Source organism: Clostridium thermopalmarium DSM 5974, assembly GCF_002995795.1.
Lineage (GTDB): Bacteria > Bacillota > Clostridia > Clostridiales > Clostridiaceae > Clostridium_H > Clostridium_H thermopalmarium.
This window is the reverse complement of sequence record NZ_PVXN01000005.1, coordinates 111,279-129,602: the sequence shown is the minus strand read 5'-3', so window position 1 is coordinate 129,602 and position 18,324 is coordinate 111,279. Positions and strand designations below refer to the sequence as shown.

The window sequence follows — 18,324 nt, the reverse complement described above, 5'->3', positions numbered from 1 at the left end:
TTGCTTTTTTATTGTTAAAATAAATTGATATTAAATAAATTTAGGGTGATGATGATGGGAAAGACAATTGCGGATATAGCAGAATTAGCAGGTGTAGCTAAAAGCACAGTTTCAAGATATTTAAATGGTGGATATGTAAGCGATAAAACTAAAGAAAAAATAGAGAGAATTATTAGAGAAACAGGATTTGAACCTAATACTTTTGCACAAAGTTTAAAAGCAAAAAAGACAAATTTAATAGGTGTGATTATACCAAGGCTAGATTCATATGCTACATCAAAGTCTCTTATAGGAATTGATGAAACCTTAAAAAAGTTTGGATATCAAATGTTAATATCTAATACCAGTCAGAATATTGAAAGGGAAATCGAAAGCATTTATAGTTTTGCAAAACAAAAGGTATCAGGCATTATACTAATAGCCACAGAGATTACACAGGAGCATCTAGAGGCTATGAAAAAAGTAAAAACACCTATAATAATTTTAGGACAAGAAACTCCTGAACATCATTGCATAATCCATGATGATTTTAATGCAGCTTATGATCTGGGAAAATTTGTGGTGTCAATGGGATATAAGGATATAGCTTTTTTAGGGGTCAGCGAGAGAGATATAGCAGTAGGTGTAAAAAGAAGAAATGGATTTAAGAAGGCATTAGAAGAAAATGAGATAGAGCAAGTAAAATATTATGTTGTAGGATTTGATAAACAAAGTTCTGTAAAAAAAGCCGAAGAAATTCTAAAGGAGCATGTTCCATCTATAATGGTTTGTGCTACAGATAATATAGCCTTAGGAGCTATGAAAGCTATATTTGAGAAGAAATTGAATATACCTAAAGATGTTTCAGTTACTGGTTTTGGAGGATATGATATATGTGATATAGTTCATCCAAGTCTTACTACTGTAAAGTTCGACTATTTAGGTGCTGGAGTTAAGGCAGCAAATAATATAATTAAACTTATAAATGGAGAAGAAGTTAGTAAACTTACAGTATCAGGATATGAAATAATAAAAAATGAAAGTATTTTTTAATAAAAATATTTTAAATAAAAGTATTGACAGCGTGAAAACCTTTATATATAATAGGTATGTATCATATGGAACCAGTTCCATATGGCGCTAAGCTATGGTATAATCATGGCTTATTTTTAAAACATATATAGAACCGGTTCCGTACAAAAGCGTAAAAATTTGATATTATAAATAATAAATTCTATAAATATGGTTTTATAAAGATGGGGGGAAAACTATGGATTATAGTAAAAGTGCTGAAAAAGTGCTAGAACATATAGGCGGAAAGGATAATGTGGAAGGAGCAGCTCACTGCGCTACACGTCTTAGAATTGTTGTAAAGGATAACAGCAAAGTAGATATAAAAGCTATTGAAAATGTTGAAGGGGTAAAAGGAGCCTTTGTTAACGGTGGTCAAATTCAAGTGATTTTTGGAGTTGGTGCTGTAAACGAAGCATATAAATTCTTTATAAAGGAAGCAGGAATCCAAGATATGTCCTTGTCGGATGTTAAAAATGAAACTGAAAAAAAGATGAATCCTTTTCAAAAGTTCATTAAGATGATTTCGGATATATTTGTGCCTATAATACCAGCACTTTTATCAACAGCATTACTTATGGGGATAAATAATATACTAACTCAGAAAGGTATGTTTATTCAAGGTAAAAGCTTACTTGAAGCTTATCCTGGTATAGCAGGTTTTGCAGGAATGATAAACTTAATGTCAACGGCAGCTTTTACTTTCTTACCAATACTTATATCTTATAGCGCAACTAAGCGTTTTGGAGGAACTCCAATTTTAGGACTAGTACTAGGATGTATAATGGTTCACCCAGACCTTGCAAATGCTTATTCAGTAGGTTCTGGAAGCCTTACTCCAAAGACTTGGAGTTTATTTGGATTAACTGTATCTCAAGTAGGATATCAAGGAGCAGTTATACCATCAATATTAGGTGCTTGGGTACTTGCTAATATTGAAAAGAGGGCTAACAAAATCATACCAGAATCATTACGTTTATTCTTTGTGCCATTGATTACAATAATGTTATCAGGATTTGCTATGTTTTTAGTATTAGGACCAATAGGCCGTGAAATGGGTAATGGAATAACCTGGGCTGTTACCACAATGTATGAAACTTTTGGAGCACTAGGAGCAGCTGTTTTTTCAGCATTACATCAAGCAATAGTTGTTACAGGAATACATCATACTTTCCAAGCAGTAGAAATGCAGTTACTTTCTGAAAGAGGATTTGATCCGCTTCAGCCATTTTTCTCAGTGGCAGCAGCAGCTCAAGGGGGAGCAGTTTTAGGAGTATTAATAGCTAGAAAGAATGATACTAAATTCAAGCAATTGGGCTCAACAGCTTTTGTTTCAGCATTGCTTGGTATAACAGAACCAGCAATATTTGGTGTAACATTGAGATATAGATGGCCATTTATATGTGGAGCTATTGCAGCAGGAGTTGGAGGAGCATATATGTATATAGCGGGTGTAAAAGCAATAGGCATGGGAGCTACAGTAATTCCAGGATTGGCATTAATAGATGTAGGAGGGCATCTTCAATATATAATCGGTAATGTACTTGCAGTAGTTTTAGGAGCAGTATTAGTATTGGCATATTATAAAACTAAGAAACCATCTTGGGAATAATAAAAATTATAAGCTCATACTTGAATTAAAAATAGTTACAAGTATGAGCTTCACTATTAATTGAGGTGATAATAAATGAAGAAGATGACACATCCTAAATATAGAACTATATTAGAAGCAAAAAAGGGAGAAATAGAAAAATTAATTGAATTATCTAAGAATGATTCATGGAAACCTTCATATCATATACATCATTTTTATGGACTTGTAAACGACCCAAATGGACTGTGTCAATTAAATGGAGAATATCATGTTTTCTATCAATGGTATCCTTTTGGCATAATTCATGGGATGAAACATTGGGCTCATGTAAAGTCTAAGGATTTAGTAAATTGGAAGAGAATGCCCGTAGCTCTTATTCCAACAGAGGACTATGAGTCTCATGGAGCATATTCAGGAGGAGCTTTAATAAAAGATAATAAAGCTTATTTATATTACACAGGAAACATAATGTTTGAAGATGGCAATAGGAATGCTAATCAATGTTTAGCTATAATGGACTCTTACGGAAATATAGAAAAGTTTAAAAATAATCCTTTAATTAAAGGAGTTCCTAAAGGGTATACTGGTCATGTTAGAGATCCTAAGGTTTGGGAACAAGATGGTAAATATTATATGATTCTTGGAGCTCAAAGAAAGGATATAAAGGGTGTTCTAATTATATATGAATCAAAGGATGCTGTAGAATGGAAATTTAAAGGAGAACTTAAGACAGAACTTACGAATTACGGTTATATGTGGGAATGTCCAGATTACTTTAGGTTAAATGGAAAAGATATTTTGGTATTCTCACCTCAAGGTCTTGAAAGAGATGGACATAATTATCAAAATATATACAATGTAGTTTATGTTGTAGGGAAATTAGATATTGATAACTTAACCTTCCAACTAGAATATTTAGCAGAAATAGATAAAGGGTTTGATTTTTATGCACCTCAAAGCTTTAAAGATGAAATAGGAAGAAGGATATTGTTTGCCTGGGCAGGTATGGGAGAAATGGAGTATCCAACAGATAAAAATGGATGGGCTCACTGCTTAACTATACCAAGAGAACTAAAGCTTGAAGGCAATACTCTTAAGCAAATTCCTGTAAAAGAATTAGAAAGGTTAAGAATAAACAAAAAAGTGATGAAAAGCAAGATAAATTCTAGTATAGATAATTATGAATTAGATTCAAAAGCCTATGAATTAGATATAAGTTTATCTGATATAAATAGCAACTTTAAAATAGAATTATTTAAATCGGAAAAAGAAAGCTTTAAAATTTTATTTAATAAGGATAAAAATGAAGTTGTTATAGATAGGAGCAATTTTGAAAATAGCTTTGGAGAAAGGTTTGGGGAAACTAGATCTGCTGAGGTAAATATACAAGATTCTATGAATTTGAAAATATATACAGATAATAGTATAGTAGAATTGTTTATAAACGATGGAGAAATAGTATTTACTTCAAGAGTTTTTCCTCTAGAAGAATCTAACAATCTTGAGATAAGCTCTAAGGGAAGCCTTACTTATAAAATAATAAAATATGATTTAAAAAGAGGGATATTATAGTGAAAAGGATATTTTGTATAGGAGAACTTCTTATAGACTTTGTATGTAAAGATGTAGGAGTAAGTCTTGCCAGTGGAAATAATTTTGAAAAAAAGGCAGGAGGAGCTCCAGCAAATGTGGCTGCAGCTATTGCAAAGCTTGATGGACAGGCTTATTTTTTAGGTAAAGTAGGAGATGACCCATTTGGAATCTTCTTAGAAGATACTCTTAATAAAGTAGGGGTAGATACATCTATGCTTATAAAAGGTGGAAATACCACATTAGCTTTTGTATCTATAGATTCTAATGGTGAAAGGGATTTTAAATTCTTTAGGGGAGCAGATGGAGAATACTCTTTTAATGACATAGATTTATCTAAAATGAATAAGGGAGATATTATACATTTTGGCTCTGCTACAGGATTTTTACCAGGAGAGTTAAAGAAAACTTACTTTGAGCTTTTAAACTATGCTGTAGAAAATGAAATGATAGTATCATTTGATCCTAATTATAGGGATGCATTGATAAAGGATATAAATGCTTTCAAAAAGTATTCGATTAAGTTTATAGAAAAATCTGATTTTGTGAAATTAAGCGATGAGGAAGCAATGCTCATAACAGGAAGAAAGAATTTAGATGAGGCTGCTGAAGAAGTTTTAAGATTAGGCGCAAGGGTTCTTGCTATAACTTTAGGTTCAAAAGGGACACTTATTGCTACTAAAAATGAAAAGGATATAATTCCTTCTATTAAAATAAATCAAGTAGATTCAACAGGGGCAGGTGATGCCTTTGTAGGAGCTATACTTTATCAAATGGCTAAAGATGAGATTTCAAAGAATGATGAATGGAACTTTAACAGTATTTCACAATATGTGGCTATTGCAAATAGAGTTGGAGCATTTACCTGCACAAGTTATGGGGCTATAGCTTCAATGCCAACAAAATATGATATAAGAAGAATAGATGATATACCTGAAATTAGTACTATACTTTAGGCTATGTTTTTTAGGAATGTACATTATTATATAGTACTTCCTAAAAACATAGCCTTATTTTAAAGTTCATCTAAGGTTTTTAACTCATAGCCTTGTTTTTTCCATTCAGTTATGACACTGTCTAGTATTTCAGCATTGGTTTTAGAAACCGCGTGAAGAAGAATTATAGCACCATTGTGGGTTCTATCTAGAATACGCTTTTTAGCAAACTCTAAAGAAGGCTGATTTTTGGTATCCCAGTCAGCATAGGCAAAGCTCCAGAATATAGTTTTATAGCCATAAGCTTGAGTATATTGTAGTGAGCGTTCACTGTATTTACCCATAGGAGGTCTAAAATATTTAGGCATCTTTTTATTGGTTAAAGCTTCAAAAGCTTCTTCTACATCAGACAATTCTTTATTAAATTTATCTTGATCTGCTATGGATGCCATAGAAGGATGATGATTACTGTGATTGCAGACTAAATGCCCTTCAGCTACCATTCTTTTAACAAGGTCTGGATTAGAATCGATATAAGGTTTTACAACAAAAAATGCTGCTTTTACATTGTGTTTTTTTAGAACATCTAAAATAGGAGCAGTATAACCATTTTCATAACCTTCATCAAAGGTCAGATACAATTCTTTCTTTGAGGTATCACCTAAATAATAAGTATCATATTTGGAAATAAAGTGTGCAGTTTCTGGTGGAGCCTGAGGGGGTTCACCATTTTTAACGTGTTTAAAATACCAGTTGTATTCTTTAGTACTTAATTCAGAGACTGAGGCAGGTGTAGTATTATTTGAATCATAAGGTCTACTGCTGCCTATAACAGTAGTCCATACATTGCTTATGATAAGCAAACAAACTAGGGTATTCCTTAAAGTTTTCATCATAACTTAGAGTCACCTCTTTTTTGTACAATTTTAAAATATTAAGAAATAATCATAATTATTATGTGCAAGCTAGATAAATAAATAAGCTAAAAATAAGATTTATGATTATATTTTTTGCACCAATTAAAATACTAATAAAAATCCAAAGATTACATTGGACATACGCAAAAAAATGTATTATATTATTTTATAGTTAATTAGAAAAATAAAAAATATATTGGAAAAGGGGAGTAAAGTTGGCAGAAGTTGGTGGAAAGAAAATGAAATTATATGGTTTTAATAATCTTACAAAATCCTTGAGTTTTAATATTTATGACATCTGTTATACTAAAACGGAAGAAGATAGGAAAAAATATATAGAATATATAGATGAGCAATATAATTCCGAAAGACTTACAAAAATTTTAACAGATGTTACCAATATAATAGGGGCTAATGTGCTGAATATAGCTAAGCAAGATTACGATCCCCAAGGTGCTAGCGTAACTTTATTGATTTCTGAAGAAGAAGTTCCTTTATATGTTCTTGATCCATCTTGCAATAGAGGAATTTTAACTCCAACTCGTGAAAATATAGTGGGGCATCTGGATAAAAGTCATGTTACGGTCCATACTTACCCAGAAAGTCATCCGCAAAATAATATAGCTACTTTTAGAGTAGATATAGATGTTGCAACCTGTGGAGAGATTTCTCCTATAAAGGCTTTAAATTATTTAATTGGAAGTTTTGACTCCGATATAATAACTATAGATTATAGAGTTAGAGGCTTTACAAGGGATATAGATGGATACAAACATTTTATAGATCATAAAATTAGTTCTATACAAGACTTCATAGATAGTGAAACTTTAAAAAAATATAATTTAATAGACATGAACATTATACAGAGCAATTTATTTCACACTAAGATGAAAGTAAAGGATTTGGATTTAAATAACTATTTATTTGAAATTGATGAAGAGAATTTAACTAAAGAAGAAAGAGAAGATATCATTAAACAATTAGAAAAAGAAATGACCGAGATATTTTATGGAATTAATATATAAGTGGAAAGCAAATTGAAGCCTGTAAGAACAAAATGTAGTTTTTGCAGGCTTTAATATATTTTGGAGCAATATGAAAATAAGGTATAATATTAATTTTTTATAATGATTTATATAATAGCCCATGTTAAGTAATTAGTGTAGCATATTTATTTGACGCATTTTAACAAAAAGTATATAATATTTAACAGAGATAGATATAATTAGTTTAACAAATATTATAAGGAGGAGAATTATATGGGTAAATATAAAGTAGGGGACGAATTAATTGTAATAGAAAATGAAGATGATGATATAAGAAAACTTAAAGAAATGACAGAATTAAAGTTGAATAAGGATAATTATTCAAAATTAAGCTTAGGAGTAAAAGTGCTTGGAGTAGAGTACGACAAACCTAATGTAACATTAACTTATAGAAACATAAAAGGAGATACAAAGAAAGTTTTTGCGGTTTGTAGAGATATACAAAATTTTGACGAAGAAAAGGTTTTAGAAAAAGCTTTATTAAAGGCTTTCCAAGAAGAAATAATAAATTTGAATGTTACTAAAAATCAAGGTATAGAATTAAAATATTAATGTAATTTTTAAATGGCTATTAGCAAAATGCTGATAGCCATTTAAATCGGAAGGTAATAATATGCTAAATTTTTAAGAGCTATGGCATATAAGGATTAATACCATTCTTAATATCAAATTTAACTTCTTTGACTATGTTTATAAGATTGTTGTAAGTTTTTAAAGTTCCATATGTTACAATAGGGCGGCCAAACTTAACTAAGTTAAGCCTTCGTGAGCTAAGCCCGCCTATTTTCATCCAAATATTTACTGCAGGTTGTGTGCTGACTAAGTATAAGTCCTTGCTATTACCAATAATTTCACTATACATATCTCTAAGAGCAGGTATAACTAAATTGGGCTTATATTGAACGCTGATGGTATAAACTTTAGAACCAAACTCATCATCTCCAATGTATATAAGATGTCCTATATCTTTCTTTGTTATTTTATCGAAAGTAGGTAAGGAAAGCAATTCACTTTTATCAGGTACTCTATCCATAGGCAATTTATTTATATGAATATTAGCAGCAGTAGCACTGGAATGAGAACCTCCAACATCATGGTAAATTACCATCATAAAGTATCACCTTCTTATAAAATTTTTGCATATTCTCGTTTGTATTTAGTCTTGCATTATTTTCTATGAAATATCCCGATTAAAAAGAAATCGCTAGATCTAAAATCCTAGCCATTAAGATATGATGAATTACATAAGGACTATGGATTAGATACTAGCGATTAAAATTTTTAAGGCTGATTATTGAATTATTGAGCAAACACCATTTTGTCATAACGAGCTAAAATAGGCTTGGACCAGAGCCACTTATTTGTAGCGCTGTCATCAAAGTAGAATAATGCACCGTTTGATGGGTCACTTCCATTAAGGGCTTCTAATGCAGCTTTTTTATCTTCTTCTCTTGCAGGTTTATTAATAGAGCCATTTTTAACTGGAGTGAATTGATAATAACCGTTAATTTTTTGATAAATTACTGACTTTATATCGTTAGGGAATTCTTTGCTTTGAACCCTGTTTATAACTACAGCAGCAACTGCAACTTTTGCTTTATAAGGTTGATTTTCAGCTTCAGCTCTTACCAATCTTGCTAGAAGATCCAAATCAGCAGAAGTATAAGGAATTACACTCTTTTTAGCGGAAGTAGTTTTTGCAGTTGTTGTTTTACCTCCAGGTATCATAAGCTTTTCACCTGGATAAATAGTGCTTGTCCATTTATGATTTGCTCTTCTTAAAGCATAAAGAGATATTCCATGATTTTTTGCAATTACACTTAAACAATCTCCAGATTTTACTGTATAGTAAGGCGCTGGAACATTCAATGTTTGTCCAGAATATATTGTGTCACTTTTTAAATTATTGTCCTTTTTTAACTGATTAACAGATGTGTTAAATAGCCAGCTAAGTTTGATTAAAGAGTCGTTAGGTATAACCTTGTAAGTAGCAGCTTGTACTGGATTAGCTAATGCTAGAGACATTGAGAACGTTAGCAGAAGCGTTTTTATTTTTTTTGATTTCAACATATAAAATACCTCCTATTGCCTCCGAGGTTAGTTGACGGGTTCGGGTTGAGGTCACCCTACTCAAAAATGAGATTCACCCCTAAAAAATCTCCCCCGTACTCATAATAGAGATTCGGCATATTTTTCATCAATTTCATGTTTTATTCTAACAAAAAGTTATACAGTGCATCTATATAAAATGGATGGAAATTATGCTAAATTAATCCGAAAGTAAAGTTTTTATTGATTTATTTAATAAAATAACTTATATTAATTATATCCTAACAAGTTAATTATTTTATTGCTGCTAATTTTATCTCTATGTATCCCTAATTAAGGTGCATAGAGAGTATTTTTTGTTAAAGACTATATTTATACGAAGGAGGTGGATAATATGAGGAAGATAATTGCTGTTGCTATTAGCAGTGCTTTTATTGCAGTTATTTGGACATTCGGAAGTTACTTACTAGGATTAAGCACTGTTGCAGGATTTCTAGCATGGTCTAGTTTTTTTGTAGCAGGAGGAGAAATAAAAGGAGTAAAGAAAGCGCTCATAGCTAATCTGTCCGGCATATTTTGGGGAGCCTTATCTGGAAAACTATCTCTTATATTAACAGCATACGTAGGAGAAAGAAATGCATTTACTTTAGGAAACGGATTAGGTACAGCGGCTATATGCCTTCAATCAAAAATAGGATTAGTATCTTTTATACCAGCAGGATTTATAGGATGGTCTGCACTTATTGCTTCAGGGATGAATTTTAAAATAACTGCTATTTCCATGATATGTGGTTCTTTTTTAGGTCTTGCTTCAGAAAAGCTCACTGATTTAATCTTAATCCGTATAAATTGTAAAAATGATGAAGTTCGCCAAAATTAGGTAAAATGAAAATGAATAATAATTATGTTTACATAAAATGAAAAATAGAGTTGTAAAATAAATGAGTATTGAAAAATTTTTGGTGGTAATATATAATTAATAAATGTGAAACCGATAACACAATTATTATAAATTCAATACATATACACTTGAATAATTGGAATGAATTAAAGTTATAAATCTATTAGGTTTAGACAATATAGCTTAATATAATAGGGACTTTGTTAGAGAAATCAAGTTTACAAATGTATGAAAGCGGTTACTTAACTGTTAGGAGGAATCAAAGTGGCTGTTACCATAAGTGATATTGCTAGGGAAGCTGGAGTATCTCAAGCTACAGTATCTAGAGTGTTGAACAAATCAGGATATGTTAAAGAAGAAACTAGGGAAAAAATTTTAGAGGTAATGAAACGCTTAAATTATAGTCCAAGCGCTATAGCAAGGAGCTTATCTACTAATAGGACAAATACTATAGGTGTAGTAGTTCCTGATATAAACAACCCTTTTTTTGGAGAGGTTATAAAAGGAATAAGCGAGGTTGCAGATAAGCATGGATTAAATATAATTCTATGCGATACAGATGAGAGCATACAAAAGGAAGTAAAAGCCCTTAAAGTTCTGAAAGAGCAAAGAATTCAAGGGGTTATTATAACTCCAAGCTCAGCAGAAGATGAATTTAATAGTGAATATTTAAATGTGCTTGAAAATATAGGTATACCTGTTGTACTTATAGATGGTCACGTTAAGTATTCTAATTTTAGTGGAGTGTTTGCTGATAATATTAAAGGGGCTTTTGATGGTGTAGAAGCTCTTATAAAAAATGGACATAAAAAGATAGCAATAATAACTGGACGCATGAACAGTAGACCAGCACAAGATAGACTTTTAGGATATAAGAAAGCTTTAGCTATGAATAATATACCTGTAGAAGATAAATACATTTTTATTGGGGATTATAAGCAAAGTGGAGGATATAATATTACAAAAAACATATTAAAAATGGAAGACAGACCAACAGCTATTTTTGTAAGCAGCAATATGATGACTTTAGGGTGTGTTCAAGCTCTTATGGAGGAAAAAATTAAAATTCCTGAAGATATGGCTGTTATTGGATTTGATAATGTTGAAATATTAAATATTGCAGGACTGAATATTAGCTATATTAATGGTCCTAATAAAGAAATGGGTAAAAAAGGCATGGAGCTGCTTTTAAACATTTTAAACAATAAAGACAATGGTGAGACAAAGACAATAATTCTTCCAACAGAGCTTGTGTTAAATGGTTCAGAGAAAAAGATATCTTTCACTGATAAAAGTTAATGAAGTTGTAGAAAATAAAATTATCATAGATAAGGAGAAGATAGACATGACATTAGCAAAATATATTGATCACACATTATTAAAACCTGAGGCAACAGAAAGCCAAATCATAAAGGTTTGTGAAGAAGCTAAGGAATACAACTTTGCTTCAGTATGTGTAAACGCATACTATGCTAAATTGGTAAGTGAACAGTTAAAAGGAACAGATATAAAAACTTGTGTAGTTGTAGGATTTCCACTAGGAGCTACAACAAAAGAAGTAAAGGCTTTTGAAACAAAGCAAGCTATTGAAAATGGTGCACAAGAAATAGATATGGTTATAAATATTGGTGCATTAAAAGATAAAAAGTATGATGTTGTTAAAGATGATATAAAGGCAGTAGTTGAAGCTGCAAAAGGAAAGGCTTTAGTAAAGGTTATTATTGAAACTTGTTTACTAACTCAAGAGGAAAAAGTGAAGGCTTGTGAATTAGCAAAGGAAGCAGGAGCAGATTTTGTTAAAACATCAACTGGATTCTCAACTGGTGGAGCAAATGTAGAAGATGTAAAACTAATGAGAGAAACAGTAGGTACTGATATAGGAGTTAAGGCATCAGGTGGAGTAAGAACTACAGAAGATGCAGAAGCAGTTATAAAAGCTGGAGCAAACAGAATTGGTGCCAGTGCATCTATTGCAATAGTTAAAGGAATAAAAGCAGAGAATACAGGGTATTAAAAAAATGAAATAATTAAGTTATAAATGGAAGCGCTTTATTAATATATAGGAGGTGTTATGTAAAATGATAAATAGAGTTATATGGATTGTTCTTGACAGCGTAGGCATGGGTGCATTACCTGATGCAGAAAAGTACGGAGATGTTGGAGCTAATACTATTGGAAATGTTTCAAAAGCTTTAGGAGGATTGAATCTTCCTAACATGGAGAAATTAGGCCTTGGGAACATAGATGGCATGGTTGGAGTCAATAAGACAGACAGACCAACTGGATGTTATGGACGTTTTGCGGAAATGTCTAATGGAAAAGACACTACTACTGGTCATTGGGAAATGGTAGGTATATATTCTGAGCAAGCATTTCCAACATATCCTAATGGATTTCCAAAAGAAATAATTGATGCTTTTGAAAAGGCAGTGGGAAGAAAGGTAATAGGAAATAAGCCGGCTTCTGGAACAGCTATAATAGAAGAACTTGGAGAAGAACATATAAAAACAGGAAGTCTTATTGTATACACTTCAGCTGATAGCGTATTCCAAATTGCTGCTCATGAAGAAGTTGTTCCATTAAAAGAACTTTATAGCATATGCGAAAAGGCTAGAAATATTCTAGTTGGAGAACATGCTGTAGCACGTGTTATTGCAAGGCCATTTATAGGAGAAAAGGGAAACTTTACAAGGACACCAAATAGAAGGGACTTTTCTTTAGTTCCACCATATAATACAGTCCTAGATAATTTAAAGAGCAATAATTTAAATGTTATGGCTGTGGGAAAGATAGAAGATATATTCTCTGGAAAGGGAATTACAGAAGCTGTTCATACCAAAGATAATATGGATGGAGTAGATAAGACATTAGATTATATGAAAGAAGATAAACAAGGACTTATATTTACTAATCTTGTAGACTTTGATATGAAGTGGGGACATCGTAATGATGTTAAAGCATATGGAAAAGGTCTAGAAGATTTTGATGCAAGACTTCCAGAAATAATATCTGCAATGAAGGATACAGATATATTGTTTATCACTGCAGACCACGGCTGTGATCCTACAACTCCAGGAACAGACCATACAAGAGAGTATGTTCCATTCCTAGCTTATGGAAAGCCACTTAGACAGAATGTAAATTTAGGAACAAGAAATAGTTTTGCAGATATGGGTCAAACTGTAGCAGAAATATTTAATGTTGAAAAAATAAGATATGGAGAAAGCTTTCTTAAGGAAATCCTTAATGATTAGTATTTAATGGAGGGGACTATAAAATGGATTTACAATCTAAGATAAAAGAAGCAGCTGATTATATATTAAACAAGACTAAAACAAGACCAGAGGTAGCTTTAATATTAGGTTCAGGACTTGGAGATTTGGCAAATGAAATAGAAAATGCGGAATACTTTGATTATGCTGATATCCCTCATTTTCCAGTTTCAACTGTTCAAGGACACGCAGGAAGATTAGTTATAGGTATTTTAGAAGGTAAAAAGGTTGTGGCAATGCAGGGACGTTTTCATTACTATGAAGGCTACAAAATGGAAGAAGTAACTTTCCCAGTAAGGGTTATGAAGCTTTTAGGAGTAGAAAAACTTATAGTTACAAATGCAGCAGGAGCTGTAAATACAAGCTATAATCCTGGAGATTTAATGCTTATAAAAGATCATTTGAATTTGATGGGGAATAATCCTTTAATAGGTAAAAATTTAGATGAGTTTGGTACACGTTTCCCAGATATGTCAAATGCATATGACAAAGAGTTAAGAGATAGAGTAAAAGAAATAGCAAAATCTATAGATATAGAGCTTAAAGAAGGAGTTTATGCTGCTATGAGCGGCCCAACTTATGAAACACCTGCTGAGATTAGAATGGTGCACGCTTTAGGAGGAGATGCAGTAGGTATGTCAACAGTACCTGAAGTAATAATAGCAGTTCATAGCGGAATAAAAGTAGTAGGAATTTCATGTATGACAAATATGGCTGCAGGAATTTTAGAACAACCTTTAAATCACAATGAAGTTATGGAGACTTCAGCAAGGGTTAAAGAAAAGTTTACAAAGCTTATGAAAAAGGTCATAAAAGAGATTTAAAATATAGGGGGTAAACTGCTGTGAGAATGTATGACATAATCATGAAAAAAAGAAATGGTGAGGAGCTTACAACAGAAGAAATAAACTTCTTTGTAGAAGGATATACAAATGGTACAATACCAGATTATCAAGTATCGGCGCTTATGATGGCTATATACTTTCAAAAAATGAATAAAAGAGAAACTGCTGACTTAACAACAGCTATGGTAAACAGTGGTGAGACTATAGATTTATCAGCAATTGAAGGAATAAAGGTTGATAAACACAGTACAGGTGGAGTTGGCGATACAACGACTCTAATACTTGGACCTATGGTTGCAGCAGCTGGTGTTCCTGTAGCTAAGATGTCAGGAAGAGGACTTGGACATACTGGCGGAACCATTGATAAACTTGAATCATTTGAAGGTTTCTCTGTGGAAATGCCAATCGAAAAGTTTATAAAAAATGTAAATGAGAAGAAGATTGCTATAGGAGGACAAACAGCAAACCTTGCTCCAGCTGATAAAAAGCTTTATGCTCTACGTGATGTTACAGCGACAGTAGATAATATGTCTTTAATTGCTGGAAGCATTATGAGCAAGAAAATAGCCTCAGGTGCAGATGCTATTGTGCTTGATGTAAAGACTGGAAGCGGTGCCTTTATGAAAACTGAGGAGGATGCTTTTGAGCTTGCAAGAGAAATGGTTGACATAGGAACACATGTTGGTAGAAATACAATTGGTGTAGTAACCGATATGGATCAACCACTAGGGTTTGCTGTAGGTAATGCTTTAGAAGTTAAAGAAGCTATTGAAACATTAAAAGGAGAAGGTCCAGAAGATCTTACTGAGCTTTGTCTAACTTTAGGATCTCATATGATTGTTTTAGGTGGAAAAGCAAAGGATTCTGATGAAGCAAGAGAAATTCTTAAGGACATTATAAAATCAGGAAAAGGTCTTGCAAAATTAAAAGAATTAGTTGAAGCTCAAGGAGGAAATGCAGCGGCTGTAGATGATCCATCTTTATTACCAGGTGCAAGCATAATAAAGCAGGTTGCTGCTCCTAAAGACGGATATGTAAAGAGTATAAAAGCAGATGATATAGGAATAGCTGCTCTTGTGCTAGGTGCTGGCCGTGAGACTAAGGAAAGTAAAATAGATTTAGGCGTAGGAGTTATCATCCATAAAAAGATTGGAGATTTTGTGAAGAAAGGTGAAGCTATAGCAACTATATATGCTAATGACGAGGGAAAAAGAAAGTCATCTGAAGAAATATTATTAAAAGCTTATACTATAGTAGATGAAAAAGTAGAGCCTAAAAAATTAATAAAGGGCATTGTGACAAAGGACGGAATAACAAAATTCTAACTTTAAATTAATCAAATATAAAGGGTGGCAGAAGATATATTTATATGTTTTGCCACCTAATACAAGAGATATAAATAAAAACACATATGATTAAAAAATCGATTTACAATTGGAATATATAAAGGAGAAACTAAGATGAGTAAATTTGTAGGAATATTAGGATTAATTATTCTTTTAGGTATAGCTTATCTATTATCAAATAATAAAAAAGCTATCAACTGGAAGTTAGTAGGTATAGGTGTATCATTGCAGATAATTTTCGCACTTTTGATTTTAAAAGTACCTGCAGGAAGAATAGTATTTGAATACGTTGGAGGACTTGTAAGTAAATTACTAGAGTTTACTGGTGATGGTGCAGCCTTTCTATTTGGTGACTTGGTAAATTCTAATAAATTCGGATCCATATTTGCATTCCAGGTATTACCCACTATTGTATTCTTTTCAGCATTCATGAGTATTCTTTATTATCTAGGGATAATGCAAGCTATCATTTCACTTTTAGCTAAAGGAATTGCTAAGATGCTTGGGACAAGCGGTGCCGAAACCTTATCAGCAGTAGGAAACATATTCCTTGGTCAAACAGAAGCACCTTTATTAATTAAGCCATTTATAAAATCAATGACAAAATCAGAGCTGCTTACTATAATGGTTGGTGGAATGGCTACAGTTTCAGGTGGAGTAATGGCTGGATACGTGGCTATGGGTATAAGTGCATCTCACTTATTAGCAGCAAGTATTATGGCTGCACCAGCAGGGTTAATAGTTTCTAAAATAATTTTCCCAGAAACTGAAGAGCCAGCAACTAAAGGGAAAATAGAGCTCGATCTTGAAGCAACAAATTCAAATATTATCGATGCAGCAGCAACAGGTGCTAGTGAAGGTCTTTCACTTGCATTAAATGTTGGAGCAATGCTTCTTGCTTTTATAGCATTAATAGCTTTTATAAACTCATTAATCGGATGGGTTGGTGGATTATTTGGAGCTGACTTTTTAAGCCTTGGATGGATTTTAGGTAGATTATTTGCTCCTCTAGCCTATGTAATGGGAATTCCTAGTGTGGATATTATCAAAGCAGGAGAATTAATAGGTCAAAAGGTAGTTTTAAATGAATTCGTTGCTTATGCAAACTTAGCACCAATGATTAAGGGTGGGGCACTAACTCAAAAAGGAGCTACAATATTAACTTATGCTCTTTGTGGATTTGCAAACATTAGCTCTATTGGAATACAAATAGGAGGCATAGGTGGTCTTGCTCCAGAAAGACGTTCAGAAATCGCTGAATTAGGAGTAAAAGCATTAATAGGTGGTTTAATAACTACATGTATGACAGGAACTATAGCAGGGCTTTTGATGTAAAATATGAAGAGCGAGGTCAAGATGCAATTATTAGCAGTGGATAATACATCCACTGCTTATATTATTTTTATATTAATCTAAATTTGTTATTATCTAAAGCTTATAAAAATTATTGCTTGCAAATTGCAAGAGCCTCATCTATAGCGTTTTTATCAAAACCAAGGATTATATTTCCGCATATTTCAATAACAGGTACTCCAGACTGACCAGAGATTCTAAACATTTCTTCTCTTTTTTCTAAGTCCTCTGCAACGTTTATATCTTCAAAAGGTATATTTTTAGATTCTAGATAAGCTTTTGCCTTCTTACACCATGGACATGTTGGAGTTGAATATATCTTTATCATAATTTAATCCTCCTTTTTGGTAATAAATCTTTCAGCCATTAAAGCTGCAATTGTACCATCAGCTATAGCTGTAGTTATTTGTCTAAACATCTTATCTCTTACATCTCCAGCAGCATACACACCTTTTATATTAGTTCTCATGTTTTCATCAGTTAATATATATCCCCATTCATTCAAAGCTATAGTATTTTTAAACAAATCAGTTGCAGGTGTTCTGCCTATAAACACAAAAACTCCATCTGTTTTTATTTCGGAAATTTCTTTCGTCTGTGTATTTTCTATAGATATAGCTTCTAATTTATTTTCTCCTATAGCATGACGAACTTCGCTGTTCCATATAATTTTTACTTTTGGATTATTTAATACTGTATCTTGATTACTTTTATTTCCTTGAAAATGATCAAATTGATGAACCACTGTAATACTTTTAGCATATTTAGCTAAAAATATTATTCCTTCAAGAGCTGAATTTCCACCTCCAACAGCTACAACATCTTTTTCTTCATACATTGCTGCATCACATAGCTCACAATAGTGAATTCCATTACCATGAAACTTTCCTTCTTCTGGAATAGGAAGTCTTCTAGCCCTGGAACCTGTAGCAATTATAACTGTTTTAGGCTTATATATTTTATTTTCTGTCTCTATTATTTTTTCATCATCAGAAAGTTTAACAGATACAATAGGGTCAAATTCGTCTATTTTTCCTCCAAGATTTATTGCATGGTTGTGCATTTTTTCAGCTAGCTCTGCTCCGCCTATGGTTGTAAATCCTGGATAATTTTCTATAGTATAAGTTCCAATAATTTGACCGCCTATAACTTCATTTTCTAACACTATGCTATTTAACTTTGCTCTTGTTGCATATATAGAAGCAGTCAATCCTGCAGGACCGGAACCTATAATAACTAGGTCTAATTCCTCTGTTTGTTTGCTCATATTTAACACCAACTTCCTTTTTCAGTCCTTAGATTTAAACATATCAGCAAAATTTTAATTACTATTCAAATTTATAATAACTCAAATATAACTTAATAATACTTTGATATTAAAGTATTGAAAGGTAAAAAATGCAAAACAGTAGAAGAAACTTATATT

The 18,324-nt window shown here is 32.2% G+C and carries 18 protein-coding genes and 1 riboswitch; of the genes, 13 read left to right on the top strand and 5 right to left on the bottom strand.

The genetic code is table 11. The features are described 5' to 3' along the window. Positions 1 to 48 precede the first annotated feature (48 nt). The 4 genes from CPAL_RS01190 to CPAL_RS01175 all read left to right on the top strand — a co-directional run bounded on the left by CPAL_RS01190 (position 49) and on the right by CPAL_RS01175 (position 5,190). The gene (locus CPAL_RS01190) at positions 49 to 1,032 is read left to right on the top strand and encodes a LacI family DNA-binding transcriptional regulator (RefSeq protein WP_341458842.1); all 984 of its coding nucleotides are present in this window, start codon (positions 49 to 51) and stop codon (positions 1,030 to 1,032) included. A 217-nt stretch (positions 1,033 to 1,249) separates the two neighbouring features. Beyond that, positions 1,250 to 2,662: a PTS transporter subunit EIIC gene (locus tag CPAL_RS01185; protein WP_106023925.1), complete on the top strand. Its 1,413-nt coding sequence runs from the start codon at positions 1,250 to 1,252 to the stop codon at positions 2,660 to 2,662. Positions 2,663 to 2,737: 75 nt separating this feature from the next. Then, a complete protein-coding gene (locus tag CPAL_RS01180; protein ID WP_106023924.1) occupies positions 2,738 to 4,216 on the top strand; it encodes a glycoside hydrolase family 32 protein in 1,479 nt (492 codons plus the stop codon). Continuing rightward, complete coding sequence (locus CPAL_RS01175; protein ID WP_273092881.1) at positions 4,213 to 5,190, top strand: carbohydrate kinase family protein; 978 nt, start codon at positions 4,213 to 4,215, stop codon at positions 5,188 to 5,190. Before CPAL_RS01180 ends, CPAL_RS01175 begins: the two co-directional genes overlap by 4 nt. Before the next feature lie 59 nt (positions 5,191 to 5,249). Here CPAL_RS01175 and pdaA read toward each other — a convergent pair whose 3' ends face one another. Beyond that, positions 5,250 to 6,065: a delta-lactam-biosynthetic de-N-acetylase gene (pdaA, locus tag CPAL_RS01170; protein ID WP_061858980.1), complete on the bottom strand. Its 816-nt coding sequence runs from the start codon at positions 6,063 to 6,065 to the stop codon at positions 5,250 to 5,252. Positions 6,066 to 6,325: 260 nt separating this feature from the next. Here pdaA and speD point away from each other — a divergent pair, with 260 nt between their 5' ends. Together speD and CPAL_RS01160 are read left to right on the top strand one after the other, a co-directional pair. Beyond that, entirely contained in the window at positions 6,326 to 7,111 is a 786-nt protein-coding gene (gene speD / locus CPAL_RS01165; protein WP_061859012.1) for an adenosylmethionine decarboxylase, read from the top strand. Positions 7,112 to 7,345: 234 nt separating this feature from the next. After that, complete coding sequence (locus CPAL_RS01160) at positions 7,346 to 7,684, top strand: hypothetical protein (protein ID WP_061858981.1); 339 nt, start codon at positions 7,346 to 7,348, stop codon at positions 7,682 to 7,684. A gap of 79 nt (positions 7,685 to 7,763) precedes the next feature. Here CPAL_RS01160 and CPAL_RS01155 read toward each other — a convergent pair whose 3' ends face one another. Together CPAL_RS01155 and CPAL_RS01150 are read right to left on the bottom strand one after the other, a co-directional pair. Then, the gene (locus CPAL_RS01155) at positions 7,764 to 8,243 is read right to left on the bottom strand and encodes a DUF3189 family protein (protein WP_061858982.1); all 480 of its coding nucleotides are present in this window, start codon (positions 8,241 to 8,243) and stop codon (positions 7,764 to 7,766) included. A gap of 188 nt (positions 8,244 to 8,431) precedes the next feature. Then, positions 8,432 to 9,202 carry a cell wall hydrolase gene (locus CPAL_RS01150; protein WP_061858983.1) on the bottom strand — a complete coding sequence of 257 codons (771 nt, stop codon included), beginning with the start codon at positions 9,200 to 9,202 and terminating at the stop codon, positions 8,432 to 8,434. Position 9,203: 1 nt separating this feature from the next. After that, positions 9,204 to 9,330, bottom strand: a riboswitch (cyclic di-AMP (ydaO/yuaA leader). A 245-nt stretch (positions 9,331 to 9,575) separates the two neighbouring features. On the opposite strand from CPAL_RS01150, the gene CPAL_RS01145 reads away from it, so the two are divergent. From CPAL_RS01145 to CPAL_RS01115, 7 genes are all read left to right on the top strand, one after another. Then, positions 9,576 to 10,061, top strand: coding sequence for a DUF1097 domain-containing protein (locus CPAL_RS01145; protein ID WP_106023922.1), 486 nt, complete (start codon positions 9,576 to 9,578; stop codon positions 10,059 to 10,061). Positions 10,062 to 10,346: 285 nt separating this feature from the next. After that, positions 10,347 to 11,381, top strand: a complete 1,035-nt coding sequence (locus CPAL_RS01140) for a LacI family DNA-binding transcriptional regulator (protein WP_061858985.1) — start codon at positions 10,347 to 10,349, stop codon at positions 11,379 to 11,381. A 46-nt stretch (positions 11,382 to 11,427) separates the two neighbouring features. Next, positions 11,428 to 12,096 carry a deoxyribose-phosphate aldolase gene (gene deoC, locus CPAL_RS01135; RefSeq protein WP_106023971.1) on the top strand — a complete coding sequence of 223 codons (669 nt, stop codon included), beginning with the start codon at positions 11,428 to 11,430 and terminating at the stop codon, positions 12,094 to 12,096. A gap of 64 nt (positions 12,097 to 12,160) precedes the next feature. After that, a complete protein-coding gene (locus CPAL_RS01130) occupies positions 12,161 to 13,336 on the top strand; it encodes a phosphopentomutase (RefSeq protein ID WP_106023921.1) in 1,176 nt (391 codons plus the stop codon). Positions 13,337 to 13,359: 23 nt separating this feature from the next. After that, the gene (locus CPAL_RS01125) at positions 13,360 to 14,178 is read left to right on the top strand and encodes a purine-nucleoside phosphorylase (RefSeq protein ID WP_106023920.1); all 819 of its coding nucleotides are present in this window, start codon (positions 13,360 to 13,362) and stop codon (positions 14,176 to 14,178) included. Between the two features lie 20 nt (positions 14,179 to 14,198). After that, positions 14,199 to 15,524 (top strand): pyrimidine-nucleoside phosphorylase, encoded by a 1,326-nt coding sequence (locus tag CPAL_RS01120; RefSeq protein ID WP_106023919.1) that lies wholly within the window; start codon positions 14,199 to 14,201, stop codon positions 15,522 to 15,524. A gap of 135 nt (positions 15,525 to 15,659) precedes the next feature. Further along, complete coding sequence (locus CPAL_RS01115; protein WP_061858989.1) at positions 15,660 to 16,880, top strand: NupC/NupG family nucleoside CNT transporter; 1,221 nt, start codon at positions 15,660 to 15,662, stop codon at positions 16,878 to 16,880. A 109-nt stretch (positions 16,881 to 16,989) separates the two neighbouring features. On the opposite strand, the gene CPAL_RS01110 is transcribed toward CPAL_RS01115, so the two are convergent. Both CPAL_RS01110 and trxB read right to left on the bottom strand, forming a co-directional pair. Beyond that, positions 16,990 to 17,226 (bottom strand): glutaredoxin family protein, encoded by a 237-nt coding sequence (locus tag CPAL_RS01110; protein WP_061858990.1) that lies wholly within the window; start codon positions 17,224 to 17,226, stop codon positions 16,990 to 16,992. A 3-nt stretch (positions 17,227 to 17,229) separates the two neighbouring features. Continuing rightward, complete coding sequence (gene trxB, locus CPAL_RS01105; protein WP_061858991.1) at positions 17,230 to 18,165, bottom strand: thioredoxin-disulfide reductase; 936 nt, start codon at positions 18,163 to 18,165, stop codon at positions 17,230 to 17,232. Between the last annotated feature and the right edge of the window lie 159 nt (positions 18,166 to 18,324).